This window comes from Microcystis sp. CS-574 (assembly GCF_028329095.1).
Taxonomy (GTDB): Bacteria; Cyanobacteriota; Cyanobacteriia; order Cyanobacteriales; family Microcystaceae; genus Microcystis; species Microcystis ichthyoblabe_A.
The window spans coordinates 1-17463 of record NZ_JAQMSY010000184.1; the positions used below are offsets into that span (position 1 = coordinate 1).

At 43.3% G+C, this 17463-nt stretch carries 15 protein-coding genes; 10 read left to right on the forward strand and 5 right to left on the reverse strand.

Annotation, left to right across the window (positions count from 1 at the left end; translation table 11 throughout):
• Window positions 1-218: 218 nt before the first annotated feature.
• Together PN470_RS14810 and PN470_RS14815 are read right to left on the reverse strand one after the other, a co-directional pair.
• Window positions 219-1331 (reverse strand): DegT/DnrJ/EryC1/StrS family aminotransferase, encoded by a 1113-nt coding sequence (locus tag PN470_RS14810; protein ID WP_103111119.1) that lies wholly within the window; start codon window positions 1329-1331, stop codon window positions 219-221.
• A gap of 74 nt (window positions 1332-1405) precedes the next feature.
• Window positions 1406-2629: an RNA-guided endonuclease InsQ/TnpB family protein gene (locus PN470_RS14815; RefSeq protein ID WP_103111118.1), complete on the reverse strand. Its 1224-nt coding sequence runs from the start codon at window positions 2627-2629 to the stop codon at window positions 1406-1408.
• 187 nt (window positions 2630-2816) lie between these two features.
• On the opposite strand from PN470_RS14815, the gene PN470_RS14820 reads away from it, so the two are divergent.
• Window positions 2817-3593: an ABC transporter permease gene (locus PN470_RS14820; RefSeq protein ID WP_002734326.1), complete on the forward strand. Its 777-nt coding sequence runs from the start codon at window positions 2817-2819 to the stop codon at window positions 3591-3593.
• 88 nt (window positions 3594-3681) lie between these two features.
• On the opposite strand, the gene PN470_RS14825 is transcribed toward PN470_RS14820, so the two are convergent.
• On the reverse strand, window positions 3682-4698 hold the full coding sequence (locus PN470_RS14825) for a type I glyceraldehyde-3-phosphate dehydrogenase (RefSeq protein ID WP_002731954.1): 1017 nt from the start codon (window positions 4696-4698) through the stop codon (window positions 3682-3684).
• 371 nt (window positions 4699-5069) lie between these two features.
• The gene (locus PN470_RS14830) at window positions 5070-5390 is read right to left on the reverse strand and encodes a DUF3155 domain-containing protein (RefSeq protein WP_002732265.1); all 321 of its coding nucleotides are present in this window, start codon (window positions 5388-5390) and stop codon (window positions 5070-5072) included.
• A 388-nt stretch (window positions 5391-5778) separates the two neighbouring features.
• Between PN470_RS14830 and PN470_RS14835 the strand changes: the two genes are divergently transcribed.
• The 4 genes from PN470_RS14835 to PN470_RS14850 all read left to right on the forward strand — a co-directional run bounded on the left by PN470_RS14835 (window position 5779) and on the right by PN470_RS14850 (window position 10483).
• Complete coding sequence (locus PN470_RS14835) at window positions 5779-7035, forward strand: GAF domain-containing sensor histidine kinase (RefSeq protein WP_271936325.1); 1257 nt, start codon at window positions 5779-5781, stop codon at window positions 7033-7035.
• A gap of 119 nt (window positions 7036-7154) precedes the next feature.
• Complete coding sequence (gene ebsA / locus PN470_RS14840; RefSeq protein ID WP_271936327.1) at window positions 7155-7529, forward strand: type IV pilus biogenesis protein EbsA; 375 nt, start codon at window positions 7155-7157, stop codon at window positions 7527-7529.
• A gap of 37 nt (window positions 7530-7566) precedes the next feature.
• Window positions 7567-8643: a phosphotransacetylase family protein gene (locus PN470_RS14845; RefSeq protein ID WP_272104740.1), complete on the forward strand. Its 1077-nt coding sequence runs from the start codon at window positions 7567-7569 to the stop codon at window positions 8641-8643.
• 40 nt (window positions 8644-8683) lie between these two features.
• On the forward strand, window positions 8684-10483 hold the full coding sequence (locus tag PN470_RS14850; protein ID WP_271936331.1) for an ABC transporter ATP-binding protein: 1800 nt from the start codon (window positions 8684-8686) through the stop codon (window positions 10481-10483).
• A 24-nt stretch (window positions 10484-10507) separates the two neighbouring features.
• Here the strand turns inward: PN470_RS14850 and aroQ are convergent, their stop codons facing one another.
• Window positions 10508-10963 carry a type II 3-dehydroquinate dehydratase gene (gene aroQ, locus PN470_RS14855; protein WP_271936333.1) on the reverse strand — a complete coding sequence of 152 codons (456 nt, stop codon included), beginning with the start codon at window positions 10961-10963 and terminating at the stop codon, window positions 10508-10510.
• Between the two features lie 243 nt (window positions 10964-11206).
• Between aroQ and mutL the strand changes: the two genes are divergently transcribed.
• The 5 genes from mutL to pstB all read left to right on the forward strand — a co-directional run bounded on the left by mutL (window position 11207) and on the right by pstB (window position 17330).
• Window positions 11207-12859, forward strand: a complete 1653-nt coding sequence (mutL, locus tag PN470_RS14860) for a DNA mismatch repair endonuclease MutL (RefSeq protein WP_271936335.1) — start codon at window positions 11207-11209, stop codon at window positions 12857-12859.
• 597 nt (window positions 12860-13456) lie between these two features.
• Window positions 13457-14470 carry a phosphate ABC transporter substrate-binding protein PstS gene (gene pstS, locus PN470_RS14865; protein WP_272104741.1) on the forward strand — a complete coding sequence of 338 codons (1014 nt, stop codon included), beginning with the start codon at window positions 13457-13459 and terminating at the stop codon, window positions 14468-14470.
• 175 nt (window positions 14471-14645) lie between these two features.
• Window positions 14646-15620 carry a phosphate ABC transporter permease subunit PstC gene (gene pstC, locus PN470_RS14870; RefSeq protein WP_271936337.1) on the forward strand — a complete coding sequence of 325 codons (975 nt, stop codon included), beginning with the start codon at window positions 14646-14648 and terminating at the stop codon, window positions 15618-15620.
• A gap of 4 nt (window positions 15621-15624) precedes the next feature.
• Complete coding sequence (pstA, locus tag PN470_RS14875; RefSeq protein WP_002778972.1) at window positions 15625-16509, forward strand: phosphate ABC transporter permease PstA; 885 nt, start codon at window positions 15625-15627, stop codon at window positions 16507-16509.
• Window positions 16510-16517: 8 nt separating this feature from the next.
• Window positions 16518-17330 carry a phosphate ABC transporter ATP-binding protein PstB gene (gene pstB, locus PN470_RS14880; protein ID WP_002778974.1) on the forward strand — a complete coding sequence of 271 codons (813 nt, stop codon included), beginning with the start codon at window positions 16518-16520 and terminating at the stop codon, window positions 17328-17330.
• Window positions 17331-17463 lie beyond the last annotated feature (133 nt).

Genomic DNA, 17463 nt, shown 5'->3' on the forward strand with positions numbered 1-17463 from the left:
CGAAGGTTACATGATATCAGCCAGACTTGGAAACTATCTCATCAAATTAGTCCCCCCATAGAACCCCCTTGAGCCATCTTGCACACTTTTCTCTTTTTGTCAAATTTTATGTTAAGAAAGATGTGACTAATGGATAGCTTAATAAGGGGGGCATCTGACAATTTTTAACACCTACCTACTTAATTCATAATTCATAATTCATAATTCCCACTGATAACTTAGGAACTATGCAAACAATCTTTCAGCGCGTAGGCTACCTGTTGTTGTTCCTCGCAGCTTAAATCGGGGAACATAGGTAAAGATAACACTTTTTCACTGGCCAATTCAGCCACGGGTAAATCACCTTTTTTATAGCCTAAATACTGATAAACCGGCTGTAAATGTAGGGGAATCGGATAATAAACCATGGATAGGACATCTTTTTCCTGCAAAGCTGCCCGAATTTGGTCACGATTTTCCGTTAGGATTGTGTACTGATTCCAAACGTGCTTACCTCTGGCTAAAGCGGTAGGTAAAGTGATATTAGGCAAAGGTTGCAGTAATTCCCGATAACGTTGGGCAATCTCGATCCGTTGATTATTCCAAAAATCGAGATATTTTAGCTTAATTTGCAAAATAACCGCTTGAATGGCATCTAAGCGGCTATTCACCCCAATTACCTCATGAAAATAACGCACCTTGCTCCCATGTTCTTTAACCATGCGAATTTGTGCCGCTAACTCGGGGTTATTGGTGGTAATTGCGCCACCATCGCCACAACCGCCTAAATTTTTGGTGGGAAAGAAGCTAAAACAGCCAATATCGCCGATACTCCCCACTTTCTGCCCATGCCATTCTGCTCCCGTTGCCTGCGCGCAATCCTCGATTACAAATAAATTATGGGAACGAGCGAAATTTACTACCTCAGACATATTGACAGATTGCCCAAAAAGGTGTACTGGGATAATCGCTTTAGTCTGGGGAGTAAGCGCTTTTTCCAACAGTGCCACATCGAGGTTAAAAGTATTAATATCGATATCGACAAAAACCGGCACTGCCCCGACTAAATTAATCGCTTCGGCGGTGGCAATAAACGAAAAAGTAGAAGTAATTACTTCATCCCCCGCTTGAATACCAAGGGCGCGCAGTGCCAGATAAAGGGCATCGGTTCCCGAATTACAGGCGACACAATCGCTAACACCATGATAGAGGGCAAATTGTCGTTCTAATTCGCTCACAGCTTCACCGCCAATATAGCGCCCAGAACGGAGGATTTCTAAAACGGCATGGTTAGCTTCTTCGCTGATGACTTGGTATTGACGGGATAAATCGACGGGGGGAATTGTACTCACGCGCTTTCACTCAAATTAGAGACTAATCGGGATTTGTCGGCGAAAAGAAGGAATAATTATTGACGCTCCCCGCTCTAAAGAGACGGGGATTCTTCGTTCATTGAGTCTCCGTTAGCAAGCAGGATTTCTCCAACCAACCAAGAGGGAATCTCTCCCGAAGCGTTTAAAGTTTGCGTGCGCCCCACGCTACTTAATCCCTTTTGCAAGATGTTTAAAGCGGCGTTTCTGTCTCGACAATCTGTATATCCACAATGGGGACAAACATGGGTTCGAGTAGATAGCGACTTTTGGACTTTTTGTCCACAATTAGAACAATTTTGAGACGTATTATGAGGTGAGACAGCTATAGTTAACTTGCCGTATTTGTCCCCAAAATACTCTAGCCATTGCCTAAAAACAGACCATCCTGCATCGGTTATCGACTTCGCTAAATGACGATTCTTAACTATGCCTTTGATATTTAAGTTTTCATAGGCGATTAAGTCGTTAGACTTAACTAAACGGAGTGCCACACTCTTGACAAACTCTTCTCGTTGCCTACTTACTCTTAAATGTTTCCGAGCATATCGCTTTCTAGCTTTGTGATAATTACGAGATTGTTTTTTACCCTTGCGGTATTTCTTTGACTTTTTTTTATTTAATCGGTTTAGTTGTTTTTCAGCTTTTCGATAGTAGTTCGGACAATCAATTTGATGGCCTTCGCTATCTACTAAAAAAAACTTTAATCCGACATCAATCCCAGTGGCTTTCTGGGAGGGTGTTAAAGGTTTAACCGTGTCTCTGGGGTCTAATTTAATGCAGAACTGCACATAATAACCATCGGCACGATTAAGGATTCTTACCCGTTTAATCTGGTCTGGTTGATAATAATTAATATCTCTAGAGCCAATCAGTTTAAGAGTGCCAATACCTTTTTTGTCTGTAAAGGTAATATGACGTTTATCTTTTGATAGTTTCCATCCAGATACTTTATACTCAACAGAACGAGAATGTTTTTTAAACTTAGGGTAGTTTTTCTTTCCTTTAACTTTATTTTGGCAATTATCGTAAAACCGAGTAATTGCCCGCAAGGTTCTTTCTACGGCAGTCTGGCAAGCATGGGAGTTTAAATCATCAACAAATTTAAACTCTTTCCTTAATGCTGTGTTGTATCGAAATAACTCTGTTTTGCCAACACCCTGATTATCCATCCAATAACGCAGAACTTTATTCCGAACAAATTGGGTTGTCCGTATTGCTTCGTTAATGGCTTCTATCTGATTAGGTTTTGGCTTAACCTTGTATTCTAGCACAAACATTTTGACACTGCTCGACCGAGTATCAATATCTTAGCACAAAATTCTTTAAGTTGACAATATATATTTAAGTGGAGCCGCCCAACCCTACACTAAAGGGCAGGGCTTGTACTCAAATTTTCGGTCAAAAATAATTATAAACTTGCTATTTATAGATTAAGTATTGTTGTAATTTGTTTCTTTTATTTTTATGGATGGATTAGTAGAACTAAATCTGGTGGATTTGGGTTGGGCTTTGGGGATGATGGGTATTTGTTTAATCCTCTCCCGTTGGTCAAATTTAGCTCTAGAGGGCCAATTATTATTGGCGACCGGTCGATCGATCCTGCAATTATTAGTGGTAGGCTACGTTATCGCCTTTATTTTTTCCCTGGATAATCCTCTAGCCGTGCTGGGGATTTTGGCAGTAATGATGACTATCGCGACTATTGTTGCTAAAAATCGCATTGATAGCCGAGATAAAGGCTTATTACCCCTAGTTTTTGGCTCTTTATTGATTAGTAGCTGTCTAACTTTAGGTTATGCGATCGCTTTAATTATTCAACCAGAACAATGGTACTCACCCCAATACTTGATTCCCTTGACGGGGATGGTGTTAGGCAATGCCATGAATAGTGCCTCTTTAGCCGGGGAAAGATTAAGCAGTGCCATTAAAAGTCACCGTTTGGAAATCGAAACCCATCTTTGTTTAGGGGCAACCCCTCAACAAGCGATCGCATCTTACCAAAAAGCAGCGATTCGAGCTAGTTTAATACCCACCCTCAATCAGATGATGGTGGTGGGTTTAGTCAGTTTACCCGGAATGTTCACCGGACAGGTATTGGCAGGAAGTGAACCTTTAAACGCCGCTTCCTACCAGATACTGATCCTCTTTATGATTGCCCTAGCTAACCTAATCACCGCTCAATTGGTGACAGAGGGAATCTATCGGCGCTTTTTCGGTGAGAATTTATCACTTATCAGTTAACAGTTATCAGTTAGTCAGTTATCACTAACCACTCCTGACTCCTAATTAACGCCCACTGTTCACCGATTACAGTTGACTGATCACTGATTTAGCCTTTCCACTTGCTGGCAACGACTTCAGCGAGATCAACCACCCGTTGGGAGTAACCCCATTCGTTATCGTACCAAGCGATAACTTTCACCATATCGCCACCCATCACCATGGTGAGACTAGCATCAATGATCGAGGAGGCATCAACACCGCGATAATCAGAGGAAACGAGGGGTAAATCATTATATTCGAGAATTCCTTTTAAAGAATTTTCCGAAGCTTCTTTGAGGACTTCGTTTACCTGTTCCGCGATCGTGCTTTTTTCCACTTGCGCCACTAAATCCACCACAGAAACGTTAGGAGTGGGTACACGCAGAGCGATACCGTTAAGTTTCCCTTTCATGTCCGGGATAACTAAGGCTACAGCTTTAGCGGCACCGGTGGAGGTGGGAACGATGTTAACGGCGGCGGCGCGAGCGCGACGCAGATCCCGGTGACTAGCATCCAGAATCCGTTGATCACCAGTGTAACTGTGGGTGGTGGTCATCGTCCCTTTGATGATACCGAAGTTTTCGTGAATCACTTTGACGACAGGAGCAAGACAGTTGGTGGTACAACTGGCATTGCTGATGACATTGTATTTATCGTGTTCGTATTCGTGAGCGTTGACACCAACTACATAGGTTCCCACTCCCGAACCTTTACCCGGTGCGGTAATGAGGACTTTTTTAGCTCCTGCGACAATATGCTTAGAAGCGCCCTCTTCATCAACGAAAACACCGGTAGCTTCGATCACTAAATCTACACCCCATTCTGCCCAGGGCAGATTGAGGGGATTGCGATCGGAATAACATTTAATGGTTTTACCGTTAACAATTAAAGAATTATCATCGGCATCGATATTAGCGTTAAGTTTGCCTAACATCGAGTCATACTTGAGCAGGTGAGCGTTACTCCGGGGATCGGATGTATCATTGATCCCCACTACTTCTAAGCCACTATTAGTCCGTCCTAACCAACATCTTAGGAAATTACGTCCAATCCGTCCGAAACCATTGATCGCTACTCTAATCACTGCTGCTTGCCCTCTACGTTCTAGTGCAATACATAAAAAAATAATTAATGTTCCCAATCATACCTTAAAGGTTGAACTTTACGATCCTGATCGAAAATAATTTATTACCTCAGCAATCCTATCGGGTTTAAATGAGAAAATTTAATTGATTAAAGCGATTTAAAGCCAAAATTAGCCTAAATAACCCCTAAAAGATTCTCATAACCCCATTCCCTCCTTAGCTGTCCGCCTTTTCGGTAATCAGATGTGAGTTTTCAGTTTACTGATTACTGATCACTTAAAGGTCCCCGCTCCTCTTATCCTCAAAAAAAACTCGTTTACTTTTCTGTAAACGAGTTCACTTTCCATGATACGATTAATAGTCCTTTGAGTTATTTGGCAACTGCTACCGGTGCTTTGACGGGCTGAGGCTGGGGCTGCAGATCGCGCAAGCTTGGGAAAAGGAAGTGGTTTTCCTCCACATATTGCGCTCCAAACAGTCCTTTTTCAGCCCAGAAATAGCGATCGGTTGTATGCTCGTTACGCTTAACAACCAATAAAGCTGGTGGGCTAATGCCTATAGCTTGAATATACTTACGCGCCGCAGTTACGGGTTTATCTTCGCCACTTTCAATACTATACTGGGGTACAAGTTCAAGTATCTTACGTCCTTCTTGACGACGGCGACTCTTACGTTTCCGTTTTCTGGCCAACCCAATTACCTCCTGTTTTGGCTAATCGTTGTAATGATAGTTACAAAAGCCGTAGCGATTATATCCCTTCTAGATCGAGAAATCAAGTGTCCCTTAGAAAGCCAATTACGGACAAGTTTGACCGGAAGCTAGACTGGGACTATGTTTAAGTTTTTCTGACAAAAACACAGCCCCAAATCCCGATACAAAACTTATTATTTTTAAACTTTTTTTAATATATACCGTGATCCACCCCGAAAACAGTGACCAAACCCTTATCCTAATTGCTTTTTACTGGCTGCACCCGACCCAAGGAGAGAGTCATTCTCTCCCCTGTCAACTGGGAAATAAAACTCGTAACCCTAGCTTTATCAAGGTTTTCTGATTTTTTACTTTTTACTTTCTTAGTATGCCCTTCTCCTCCCCCTCCCGGACTCCCCTGAGTGATGATTTTATTGCCCTGTGTCAGACACAGATGGAACTTTTGCGGGAGCAAATGGAAGCAGACAGAAGTGCGGTTTATTTAACTGAACCTTTATCGAGTAATTTAATCCCAGTCGTTGTTTATCCGCCCTTTAATCCCCCTTCTCCCCAAAAAAAGCGGCTTTCCTTGCAACCAGGGCAACCGGCGGCTGACTTGTTAACTGCGGTTAAGTTAGAAGATTTATCCCACCTCTGGAGTAATCAGGAGACCGTCAGCGGTCATCGCTTGTTTTTACCCTTAATGTATGAAGAGGGCATGATCGGATTATTGGTGACAACCAGAGAAAAACGACCTTGGCAAAGTTGGGAATTAACCCAGATGGCAAAAATCACCCAAACCCTCGCTTTAGCCTGTGTACTCGATCGCCAATTGGGAGAAGAACGTTATTATCGACAATGGCAACGTCAGCGCCTCGATACTTTTCTCCATCAAATCCGCAATCCCCTTACCGCTTTAAAAACCTTTGGTAAACTTCTACTCAAAAGGCTTTTAGCCGAAGAAGGTAACGATCCTGCCATTACCGGTATATTGAGGGAAAGTGATCGAGTTCGGGACTTAATTGCCGAATTTGAGGCACAAATTCAGCAAGAAAGCGAAAATTACCCCACCGTCGATATTCCTCTCCTGCAAGCGCAATCTTCCCCCACCACCTTTCTCTTACCTGCTGGCAGCAGCCAACTAACTCCGATCGATCTCCATGATATTCTCGATCCGCTGCTCCTTTCGGCCCAGGCTGTAGCCAAAGAGAGAAATCTCAGTCTAGAAACGATTCACGGGGAAGACATACCACTTATTCGGGCCAATATCCCCGGTTTGCGGGAAGTATTCAGCAATTTAATTGATAATGCTCTCAAATATACTCCTGCTGGCGGAAAAGTCACCGTCGAGGTAAAAAATGTTAAGAATAGTGTAGAAATTGTTTTTAAAGACACAGGTTATGGTATAGCGAGGAGTGATCAAGAAAGAATTTTTCAACGTCACTACCGGGGAGTGCAAGCAGGGGGAGATATACCTGGTACGGGATTGGGTTTAGCGATCGCCAAAGAATTAATTACCAGCATGGGGGGGACGATTGAATTTATCAGTCCTAATCCCGATCCAACAAGTTCCCCTTACCCCGGCACGGTTTTTCGGGTTAGTATGCCAGTTATAGCCGATGATCACCTCAGTGAAGAAAGCTGATCTGGCCGTAAAATCTGCCTATTTTCTTGATCGGGAGATTATGGGGGCGATCGGTTAAAATATATAGAAAATATCAGTGTCACTGGTAACTTGGCTGAGAACCCAAGAATTGACTAATTATGCCGACGATCGAACAATTAGAACCCGCTAATAAGGCTGATGTGTTAGTATATATGCCCTACTATGCCAAGGACAAACATAGTATCTTGCCCTATGCGATCGCTTTGTATCAAGGAGGAGCTTTAGAAGGTCGTCGTCACATAGAAAATAGCGAAGGGATTCCCTTTGTGGCCTCTTGGTATGTATCAAAATTGCCCTCGGAATTGACCCGTTGTCGTTTACAATTTGAAGGACAGGCCGACCTAAGCTATGAGATGACGATTATTAACGCCGAGTTGATCGAATACCTCATCGATGCGATTAAAACCTTTAAGCAGCTAGGTTCGGCCGACTTTTCGCAGGGATTTTATCGGAAACTGCTGCAATTTGAATGATAAAAGTCGGGATTTTACGGGTTAAAAGGAGCAAATCGTGGCCAAATCAGCCAAATCTATACTTATCTCTTCCCTGGAACCCCTCAGTGGTAAATCGGGAACTGTCGTCGGTTTAGCGCATCTCTTGCGACAAAAAGGACTAGGGATAAGTTACGGCAAACCAGTGGGCAATTGTCCGGGATACGTCGATGGGCAATTGGTCGATGAGGATGTAGAATTTATTCGGCAATTATTAGAATTATCCCCGGAGCAGCTGCGTTTACCCCTGATCTACACTGATGCGGATTCCGTTGCTAAACGTTTACAAGGTGTAGATCAACAGGACTACGGCAATATTCTTGCTGGTTATCTCGATCGAGTTAACAGTGATATTATCCTCCTCGAAGGGCCGGGGACTCTCTGGGAAGGCAGTATTTTTCAGTTATCGATGGGGGAGATGGCCAAAATTCTCCAGACTCCAATCCTATTGGTGGCCCGCTATAGTTCTCCCCTAATTGCCGAGAGTCTGCTGAAAGCAAGAGAGGAATTAAATAATCAGCTGCTGGGGGTAGTGATTAGTGATATCCCGGAAGATGATTGGGAGGAAGTACAATCTCTCCTGAAACCCTATTTGTCCCGCCAAGGGGTGGAAGTTTTAGGACTGTTACCTGCTAGTAAATTATTGCGTAGTATTAGTGTTCGGGAAATTGTCCATCTTTTGGGGGCCAAAGTATTATGTCGTCCCGATCGTTTAGATTGGATGGTAGAAAGTTTAGCGATCGGGGCGATGAATGTCAACGCCGCTTTAGAATATTTTCGCAAGGGGGAAAATATGGCCGTGATCACGGGCGGCGATCGCACAGACCTCCAGTTAGCTGCCCTAGAAACTTCTACCACCTGTTTGATCTTAACTGGTTCTATCTCTCCGGATCCCCTAATTTTGGGACGGGCCGAGGATTTAGAAGTACCGATTCTCTCGGTAAATTTAGATACTCTCAGTACCGTGGAAATCGTCGATCAGGCCTTCGGGAAAATTCGCTTACAGGAACAGGTAAAAGTCGCTTGTATTCGCGAATTAATGGGGGAACATTTCCAAATCGATCGCCTGTTAGAAAAGTTAACAATAGGGGCGTAATTTCTCCCCTGCTGCCCAGAATTTCATGGGAAATCACTTCATGAGTCTATCATCCTCCCCTGTGTCCCCTCCGGTCAAAGAAAATGACTGGAGCTTATTATTAAGATTACTTCCCTACGCAAAAAAGCAAAAAGCCCTGCTATTTTGTTCATTAATACTTCTTTTTCCCCTATCTCTGACGGGGGCGATCCAACCCTTAATTATCGGTCAAGCGGTTTCCCTTTTGCAAAAGGAACAAACCTGGGGTTTTTTGGCTCAAATGCCCTTAACAGCAGCCATTAATACCCTAATTATTATCCTGTCGGTTTCGATTATTTTACGACTGATTTTAGGGACAACACAAGGTTATCTAGTGCAGAAAGTCGGTCAGTCAATTACTGCTAATGTCCGGGAAGATTTATTTAGTCATGTTACTTCCCTTTCCTCTAGTTTTTTTGATCGCTCTCCCGTGGGACGTTTAGTCACTCGTTTAACCAGCGATGTGGAAGCATTAGGAGAAGTTTTTGCTAGTGGGGCGATCGGAGTTGTCAGTGATCTGGTCAATATTTTAGTTATTATCCTCACCATGTTTACCCTGCAATGGCAATTAGCTCTATTGTTGGTGTTGATGTTATTTCCTGTCACTGCTTTAATTATCTTTTTTCAAAAACAATACCGTAGGGCTAACTATCAAGTACGCGAGCAATTATCAAAACTTAATGCCCAATTACAGGAAAATGTAGTCGGAGTTAATATTGTTCAATTATTTCGCCGCGAACGCTTTAACGCTGAAATGTTTCGCGCTACCAATACTCAGTATCGTCGCTCCCTAGATAAAACAATTTTTTATGATTCGGCCGTCTCAGCTACGTTGGAATGGATCGGATTAATTGCCGTGGCAGGAGTATTATGGTTAGGGGGTATTTTTATTCTCCAAAAAACCATTGATTTTGGGGTTTTATCGGCTTTTATTTTATTCTCCCAACGTCTCTTTAATCCCCTGCGTCAGTTTGCCGAAAAATTTACCATGTTTCAATCGGGTTTTACTGCTATTGAACGCATTGGGGAATTAATGAGTATTCCCATTGAAATTACTGATTCTAACAATTATAAAGAGATTTCTTTCCCAACAAAACTTAAAACTGGCGAGATTATTTTTGAAAATGTTTGGTTTGGTTATAAACCAGATGAATATATTATCAAAGGTCTCAATTTTACCATTAATCCGGGGGAAAAAGTCGCTTTAGTCGGTCCCACTGGTGCGGGAAAAAGTTCGATTATTCGTCTTCTCTGTCGTCTTTATGAACCAAATAAGGGCAGAATTCTAGTGGATGGTATCGATATCCGTTATCTTCCCCAAGCGGAATTAAGACGTTATATCGGTGTGATTCTCCAAGAAACTTTTCTCTTTGCTGGAGATGTTACTCGCAATATTACTTTAGGAGAAAATTATGATTTTGAGCAGGTGAAGGCAGCGGCTAAATTAACTAATATCGATCACTTTATCGAGGAGTTACCCGATGGTTATCATACTCTTTTACGCGAACGGGGCGCAAATTTGTCGGGAGGACAAAAACAATTACTCGCTTTTGCGAGAGTCGCTATTCGTAACCCTGAAATTTTAGTTTTAGATGAAGCTACTGCTAGTTTAGACGTGGGGACAGAAGTATTAATTCAAGAAGCTTTAGAACAGATTTTAGTCGATCGTACTGCTATTATTATCGCCCATCGTCTCTCCACTATTCGCAATGTCGATCGAATTCTTGTCCTGAAACGCGGGGAATTAGTCGAATCGGGAACCCATGAAGATTTATTAACTAAAGACGGCCTCTACGCTAGTTTATCGAAAATTTGGGTTTAAAAGCCCGAAGTTCCAGCATTTGTCTTAAATTTTCCGATTCTTTTGCAAATAATCGACTAATGCCCATAATCCTAAGCGATAACTTTCGGCCCCAAAACCGCTAATCTGTCCGACGGCTATATCGGCAATGTAGGAATGATGACGAAAAGACTCGCGTTTGTAAATATTGCTTAAGTGTACTTCCACACAGGCGATTTTTGTGCCTAAGAGTGCGTCGCGGATGGCGATACTGGTATGAGTATAAGCTGCTGCATTAATCAAAATACCGTCATGCTGACCCCATGCTTGCTGAATCCAGTCCACTAATTGCCCTTCCTGATTGGACTGGTGCGCGGTTAAATTCACCCCTAAACGGGTAGCTTCTTCACTTAAAAACTGGTTAATCGCTTCTAAATTGATGTTACCGTAGAGATTCGGCTCTCTTTTCCCCAATAGGTTTAAATTCGGTCCGTGTAAAACCAGAATGCTTAGTTTATTCACTACTGTCTTCCCTATCATCACCAGAATCAATCTTATCTCGATCAGGGATTATTGCCTATCAACAACATTTTTGCCGATTTAGTATCATTGGACTTGCTCCAGGACTATCGCTATATTTGATCGGTGCAGCGGGATGGTAAGGAAGCAGCGATCGCCGATAAATTGCTAGGGAGGGGAATCCTTAATCATGCACCCCCTGTGCGACAATATATCGAGTTTGCCCTTGGCTAAAACCATTAATTGATGACCTTGCCCATAAAAGTTTTACCCCAAGACGTAATCGATTTAATTGCCGCAGGAGAGGTAATCGACTCTTTAGGCGCTGTGGTGCGGGAATTAGTCGAAAATGCCATTGATGCGGGGGCAGATAGGATTACCATCGATATATCTCCCCAAAATTGGCGAATACAAGTATCGGATAACGGTAGGGGAATGTCTAGAGAAGATTTGCAACTGTGTAGCTATGCCCACAGTACCAGCAAAATCCGCCAACGGGACGATCTTTGGCAGATTACCAGTCTCGGATTCCGTGGTGAAGCTTTGCACAGTATCGCACAGGTGGCGCGTCTGCGGGTTGCCAGTCGTCATGACGATGATTTAGGTTGTTATTGTCTTTACAATCACCAGGGCGAGCCGGATAATTTAGAAACGATTCCTATAGCTATTGGCACTATCGTCACGGTAGAAAATCTCTTTGCTAACTTTCCTGTGCGTCGTCAAGCTTTACCGTCAATTAACAAACAATTAAAGGATATACAGACTTTAATTCATAATTTTGCTCTCTGTCATCCCCAAATTACTTGGCAGGTTTTCCAAGATCATCAAGATTGGTTACGCATTAGTCCGGGTAAGGATGCCAGTCAAATATTACCGCAATTAGTTAAATCTCTGCATTTTAACGATTTAGCAGCCCTAAAACTTGACTTAACGACTCCTGACGCAGAATCTGCCCAAATTGAATTAGTCATTGGGTTGCCCGATCGCATTTCTCGCCATCAACCGGATTGGGTTAAAATTGCTGTTAATGGGCGAATGGTGCGCTCATCGGAGTTAGAACAGGCAATATTTCAAGCTTTCGCTCGCACAGTCCCTAAAGATCGCTATCCCGTTTGTTTTCTCCATCTACATCTTAACCCTCGTTCGATCGATTGGAATCGTCACCCAGCTAAAGCGGAAATATACCTGCATAACCTGGTTTTTTGGCAAGAACAGATAATTTCAGCCATAGACAAGGCTTTAGGACTAAATCCCGAACATATACCCGAAAAAGCGCAAAATCAGCGCGTCAGTCAAATTCTCAAGGCTGCCGAAGAAAAAAGCACCTATATAATAGGGGAGAAATCCAGCAAAAATCGGCTGGAATTAAAGGCATTAGCTCAAATTCACCAAACTTATATAGTTGCCGAACATCCTAACGGATTATGGTTAGTGGAACAACATATTGCCCATGAGCGGGTTTTGTACGAACGTTTAGAGGATAACTGGGAAATCGTGCCGTTAGATACTCCGATCATCTTAAATCAGTTAACTACTCGACAAATCGAACAATTACAACGTTTAGGATTAGAAGTTGCTAGTTTTGGCGATCGCTCTTGGGCAATTCGTAGTATTCCTGTTCTCCTAAAAGAACGGGAGGATCGGGCTGATGCTTTACTAGAATTAAGTTTAGGGGGGGATTTACAAACTGCTCAGGTGGCCACCGCTTGCCGTAGTGCGATCCGCAACGGTACAGCTTTAAGTTTAGAAGAAATGCAGAATTTACTCGATGATTGGCAAAATACTCGTAATCCCCGCACTTGTCCCCACGGAAGACCGATTTACTTATCCTTAGAAGAAACTTCGCTCGCTCGCTTCTTCCGTCGTCATTGGGTAATCGGCAAAAGTCACGGCATTTAATCAGTTATCAGGATTCAGGATTCAGGAGTCAGGATTCAGGAGATTATTTTTATTTATTCTCCTCTCCCCTCTCTGACAGGTGTAGGTATTTTACAACTAAATTGATTTTCGGCTTCTTCACATAAGGAAAAGAAACCCAAAGATCAAACCAGCACCGAAAGATTTAATAACTATCACTTCGCCGATTATAAAGAAACAGTAATTGACTTACTGCAAAGAGTCTGTACTGTCAGCGTCGAAACCATGAAAATAATAGAAGCGATGAAACATTAAAAAGGTAGCTATTTATATAGCGTTTCCTGTTCGCAAGAGGTACATTATTGATGTTGAAAATTTCAATCAGCAAAGGTTTAAATGTGCCAAATTGGTGTGAGAATCCCTATAGCTTACAATGGATTTTTGTCTTGATCGGTATAACTAAATTGTTGCCAAAAGGTTTGACTTTTTTTAAAGTAAATTTAACTTAAACTTTACCAAATCTTAACCAAAAAAAATCTAAAGTATTTCTAGATTTAAAAGTAATATTTGTGCATTAAACTATATCTTGAAGAAAGTTTAACTTTCCCAATTGTGCAGGATTCTTCAACCGGAAAACTTATGATATTCTCAACTGCTACCCTAACTCGTGTGTGTGCCGTCTCCTTCGCCACGGCAGCGGCCTTAGCAGGGACGATGGGAGAAACCCTCGCCCAAACCCTGAACGGTGCAGGAGCCTCCTTTCCCGCACCCCTATACCAGCGTTATTTTGCCGACTATAAAAACGCCACTGGTGTCACCGTTAACTATAATTCTGTCGGTAGCGGTGCTGGTATTCGGCAATTTATCGCCGGAACCGTAGATTTTGGGGCTTCCGATGCCGCTCCTTCTTCCTCGGAAAAAAGCCAGATGAAAAACGGTTTACTGCTAGTTCCCACCGCCGGAGGAGCCGCCGCCGTGGTTTATAATTTGCCGGGGGTAAATAACCTGCAAATTTCCCGGGCTAACCTGGGTAAAATCTTCAGTGGCGAGATCACCAACTGGAAACAAGTAGATCCGAAACTGCCCGACCGACCGATTAAAGTAGTGGTTAGGGCTGATGGTAGCGGTACTACCGAGATTTTTACCTCTCACCTGAGCGCTATTAGTCCTTCTTTCAAAAGTAAAGTGGGAACCAGCAAAGAACCTAACTGGGGTTTTACGGTTCTCAAGGGACCGAAAAATGATGGTGTGGCAGCCCTGGTTAAACAAACAGAAGGCTCGATCGGTTACGTTCAAGATACCTTTGCCCGCAAAAATGAAGGGGCAACCATGAGAACTGCTAAAGTTCAAAATAAAGCCGGTCAATTTGTCGAACCCAGTCTCACCCAAGCTAACAAAGCTATGGAAGGGATCAAATTTAACGCCGATTTTACCGCTAATATGGACGATCCGGGCAGTGGTTATCCGATCGTCGGGATTACTTGGTTATTAGTACCGAAAGACTACGCTGATAACAAAAAAGCGGCGGAAATTAAAAGACTGTTGACTTGGATTCTCACCACCGGTCAAGGTATTAACAATCAATTGGAATTTACCCGGATTCCTCAATCGGTGACTCAAAAAGTTTTAGCCGAAGTTAACAAAATTAAATAAATACTTTTGTATTAGTTTGGGCTTGATTGTCACCGCTTTCCAGTAAGATGGAAAAAGTTACCGGTTAAGTCCATAACTAATAACGGCAAGTATTTCTTTTCTCTGGGCTGAACAATGTTCAGCCCATACAGTTGTATTTGAAATAACTGATAACTGGTAATCGCGATCTATACTTATGGCCAATTTTTCTAAACCCGTTGAGTCTTTTGAGCTTTCAGCGGCCAATCTTAACGAAAACCCCGGCACTGCCGGTTTATTTGATCGCATTTTTACAGTCTTAGTCTGGATTTGTGCCGCCTCTGGTTTAATTTTTCTGCTCTGGATGGCCTGGATTGTTTTTCAGGATGCGCGGCCGGCGATCAATGAATTCGGTCTGGGATTTCTCTGGGGAACCACTTGGGATGTGAACGTCCTCAAATTTGGTGGTTTACCCTTTATTTTTGGTTCCGTTGTTTCCTCGATTCTGGCTCTTTTATTAGCCATTCCCCTCAGTGTTGCCGTTGCTTTAACCACGAGCGAGAATTATTTGCCGGCCAGTATCCGTTATCCCATCGGTTTTTTGGTGGAATTAATTGCCTCGATTCCCAGTGTAATTATCGGTTTATGGGGGATTTTCGTGCTAATTCCCGTGCTTAAACCCCTGCAAGAATGGTTATCTCAAAATCTTGCTTGGTTCCCTTTATTTAGTACCCAACCTTTGGGACCGAGTATGTTGATTGCCGGTGTGATCCTGGCGATCATGATCGTGCCGACCATTTCCGCTATCAGTCGCGATGTTTTGCTTACCGTCCCCCCGGAATTACGCAGCGCCTCCATGGCCCTAGGTGCCACTCGTTGGGAAACCATCTGGCGCGTGCTGTTGCCGGCGGCCAGTTCTGGCATTATCGGGGCGATTATCCTCGGTTTAGGGCGTGCTTTAGGGGAAACCATGGCGGTGGCTATGGTAATCGGTAACTCCTCGATTATTAGTCCCTCCCTCTTGGCCCCCGGTTATACTATTCCTGCTGTACTAGCTAATACTTTCCCAGAAGCTTTTGAAAAAGTCCACATCGGAGCTTTGATGTATCTAGCTTTGATTCTATTTGTTATTACCTTAGCCGTCAATAGTGTAGCGGCTTTGTTAGTACAGTTTATCAACCGCAATCGTTAATTTTATGACTCAAGGAGCCTTTCCCGAAGAAGATTTACAGCAACCCCTGTCACCGTGGCGGCATTTTTTTACCAACGGTCTCACGGGTTTAGCGATCGCTCTTAGTGCCGTCGCTATTCTGCCTTTATTCGCTATCCTCTTTCAAATTGTCAAAGAAGGTTTACCCGGATTTAATTGGCAAGTTTTCACCTCTTTACCTGCCCCAGTTGGCTCCGATCCTAGTGTTCCCAACGGTTTTGCTAATGCGATCGTCGGGACTTTAACCATGGTCGGTTTAGCTGCCTTAGGCAGCATACCTCTGGGGATTCTCACCGGGGTTTTCCTCTCGGAATTCGCTCGGGGTTCCAAAATTGGTGGGATCCTGCGCTTTGCGATCGTGGTGTTGAGTAGTACCCCTTCCGTTATCGTCGGGGTGTTTTCCTTCGGGGTTTTGGTGTTAACTACCAAACAATTTTCCGCCGTAGCGGGGGCCTTTGCTTTAGGGGTGATTATGTTGCCCATCGTCGCTTTAACCACGGAAGAGGCACTAAAACTAATACCCATGTCCTACCGTCTCGGTTCCTCCGCTTTGGGGGGTTCCCGTTTCGATACGGTATTTCGCATTGTCCTGCCAGCAGCGATCGCACCGATTATGACCGGGATATTATTAGCGGTGGCCCGGGCTGCCGGAGAAACTGCCCCTTTAATGTTTACGGCTTTATTTAGTCAATTTTGGCAAGAAAGTCTTTGGTCGCCCACACCGGCTTTAACGGTGTTGATTTATAACTATGCTAGTTCCCCCTTTCCTGAACAAAATTCCCTAGCTTGGACAGCTTCTTTAGTGCTGATTATCTTAGTTTTAATTACTAGCCTTCTTTCCCGTTTTGTTACTCGTAAACGCTCAAATTAAGCATTTTTATGATGATCGATTCCTCTACCATGAACACCCCTACTTCTCTAGCTAATTCGGCGATCGAAGTCGAAAATCTTAGCTTTTTCTACGGTAGTAAAAAAGCCCTGGAAGGGGTTTCTTTAGAAATCCCGCAAAGGCAAGTAACCGCCATGATCGGCCCCTCTGGTTGTGGTAAATCCACTCTCTTAAAAGCCCTCAATCGCATCGGGGAATTAGAAGGAGAGGTGACAGTTAAGGGCAAAGTTAGGTTTTTTGGCCAAGATATCTACGCCCCCAAAGTTAACCTTCATACCTTACGGCGACAGGTGGGTATGGTGTTTCAGCGTCCTAACCCTTTTCCCGCTAGTATTTACGATAATATTGCCTATGGTATTAGAATTTATCGTTCCGCTAGTCGCAGTGAATTAGATAGGATTGTGGAATCAGCTTTAAAAGGAGCTGCTCTTTGGAATGAAGTTAAAGATCTGTTGAATAAATCCGCTTTAGGATTATCGGGAGGACAACAACAAAGATTGTGTATTGCTCGCGCCTTGGCAGTAAAACCAAAAGTATTATTAATGGATGAACCTTGTTCTGCTTTAGACCCCCTTTCTACCCTCAAAGTCGAGGAATTAATCCATGAATTGAAGCAACAATACACGATCGTGATTGTCACCCATAATATGCAACAGGCCTCTAGAGTATCCGATCGCACGGCCTTTTTTAATACCGATGAAAGCCGCGTCGGCCATTTGGTGGAATTTGACACCACCCAGAAAATTTTCACCGATGCAGTTAATCAACAAACTCGCGATTATGTAGCCGGTAGATTCGGTTAATTTCTCTTATCAGTTATCAGTTATCAGTTATCAGTAGTCAGTTATCAGTTATCAGTAGTCAGGAGACAGGAGATTATTTTTATTTATTCTCCCCACACCCCACACCCCACACCCCACTCCCCACTCCCTACAC

What these genes read in the sequence shown, in the direction of transcription:
- PN470_RS14850 (WP_271936331.1), top strand. Translation starts at nt 8,684, where the DNA reads ATGAGTCTATCATCCTCCCCTGTGTCCCCTCCGGTCAAAGAAAATGAC.
- PN470_RS14820 (WP_002734326.1), top strand. Translation starts at nt 2,817, where the DNA reads ATGGATGGATTAGTAGAACTAAATCTGGTGGATTTGGGTTGGGCTTTG.
- pstB (WP_002778974.1), top strand. Translation starts at nt 16,518, where the DNA reads ATGATGATCGATTCCTCTACCATGAACACCCCTACTTCTCTAGCTAAT.
- mutL (WP_271936335.1), top strand. Translation starts at nt 11,207, where the DNA reads ATGACCTTGCCCATAAAAGTTTTACCCCAAGACGTAATCGATTTAATT.
- pstC (WP_271936337.1), top strand. Translation starts at nt 14,646, where the DNA reads ATGGCCAATTTTTCTAAACCCGTTGAGTCTTTTGAGCTTTCAGCGGCC.
- PN470_RS14835 (WP_271936325.1), top strand. Translation starts at nt 5,779, where the DNA reads ATGCCCTTCTCCTCCCCCTCCCGGACTCCCCTGAGTGATGATTTTATT.
- ebsA (WP_271936327.1), top strand. Translation starts at nt 7,155, where the DNA reads ATGCCGACGATCGAACAATTAGAACCCGCTAATAAGGCTGATGTGTTA.
- pstA (WP_002778972.1), top strand. Translation starts at nt 15,625, where the DNA reads ATGACTCAAGGAGCCTTTCCCGAAGAAGATTTACAGCAACCCCTGTCA.
- PN470_RS14815 (WP_103111118.1), bottom strand. Translation starts at nt 2,629, where the DNA reads ATGTTTGTGCTAGAATACAAGGTTAAGCCAAAACCTAATCAGATAGAA.
- pstS (WP_272104741.1), top strand. Translation starts at nt 13,457, where the DNA reads ATGATATTCTCAACTGCTACCCTAACTCGTGTGTGTGCCGTCTCCTTC.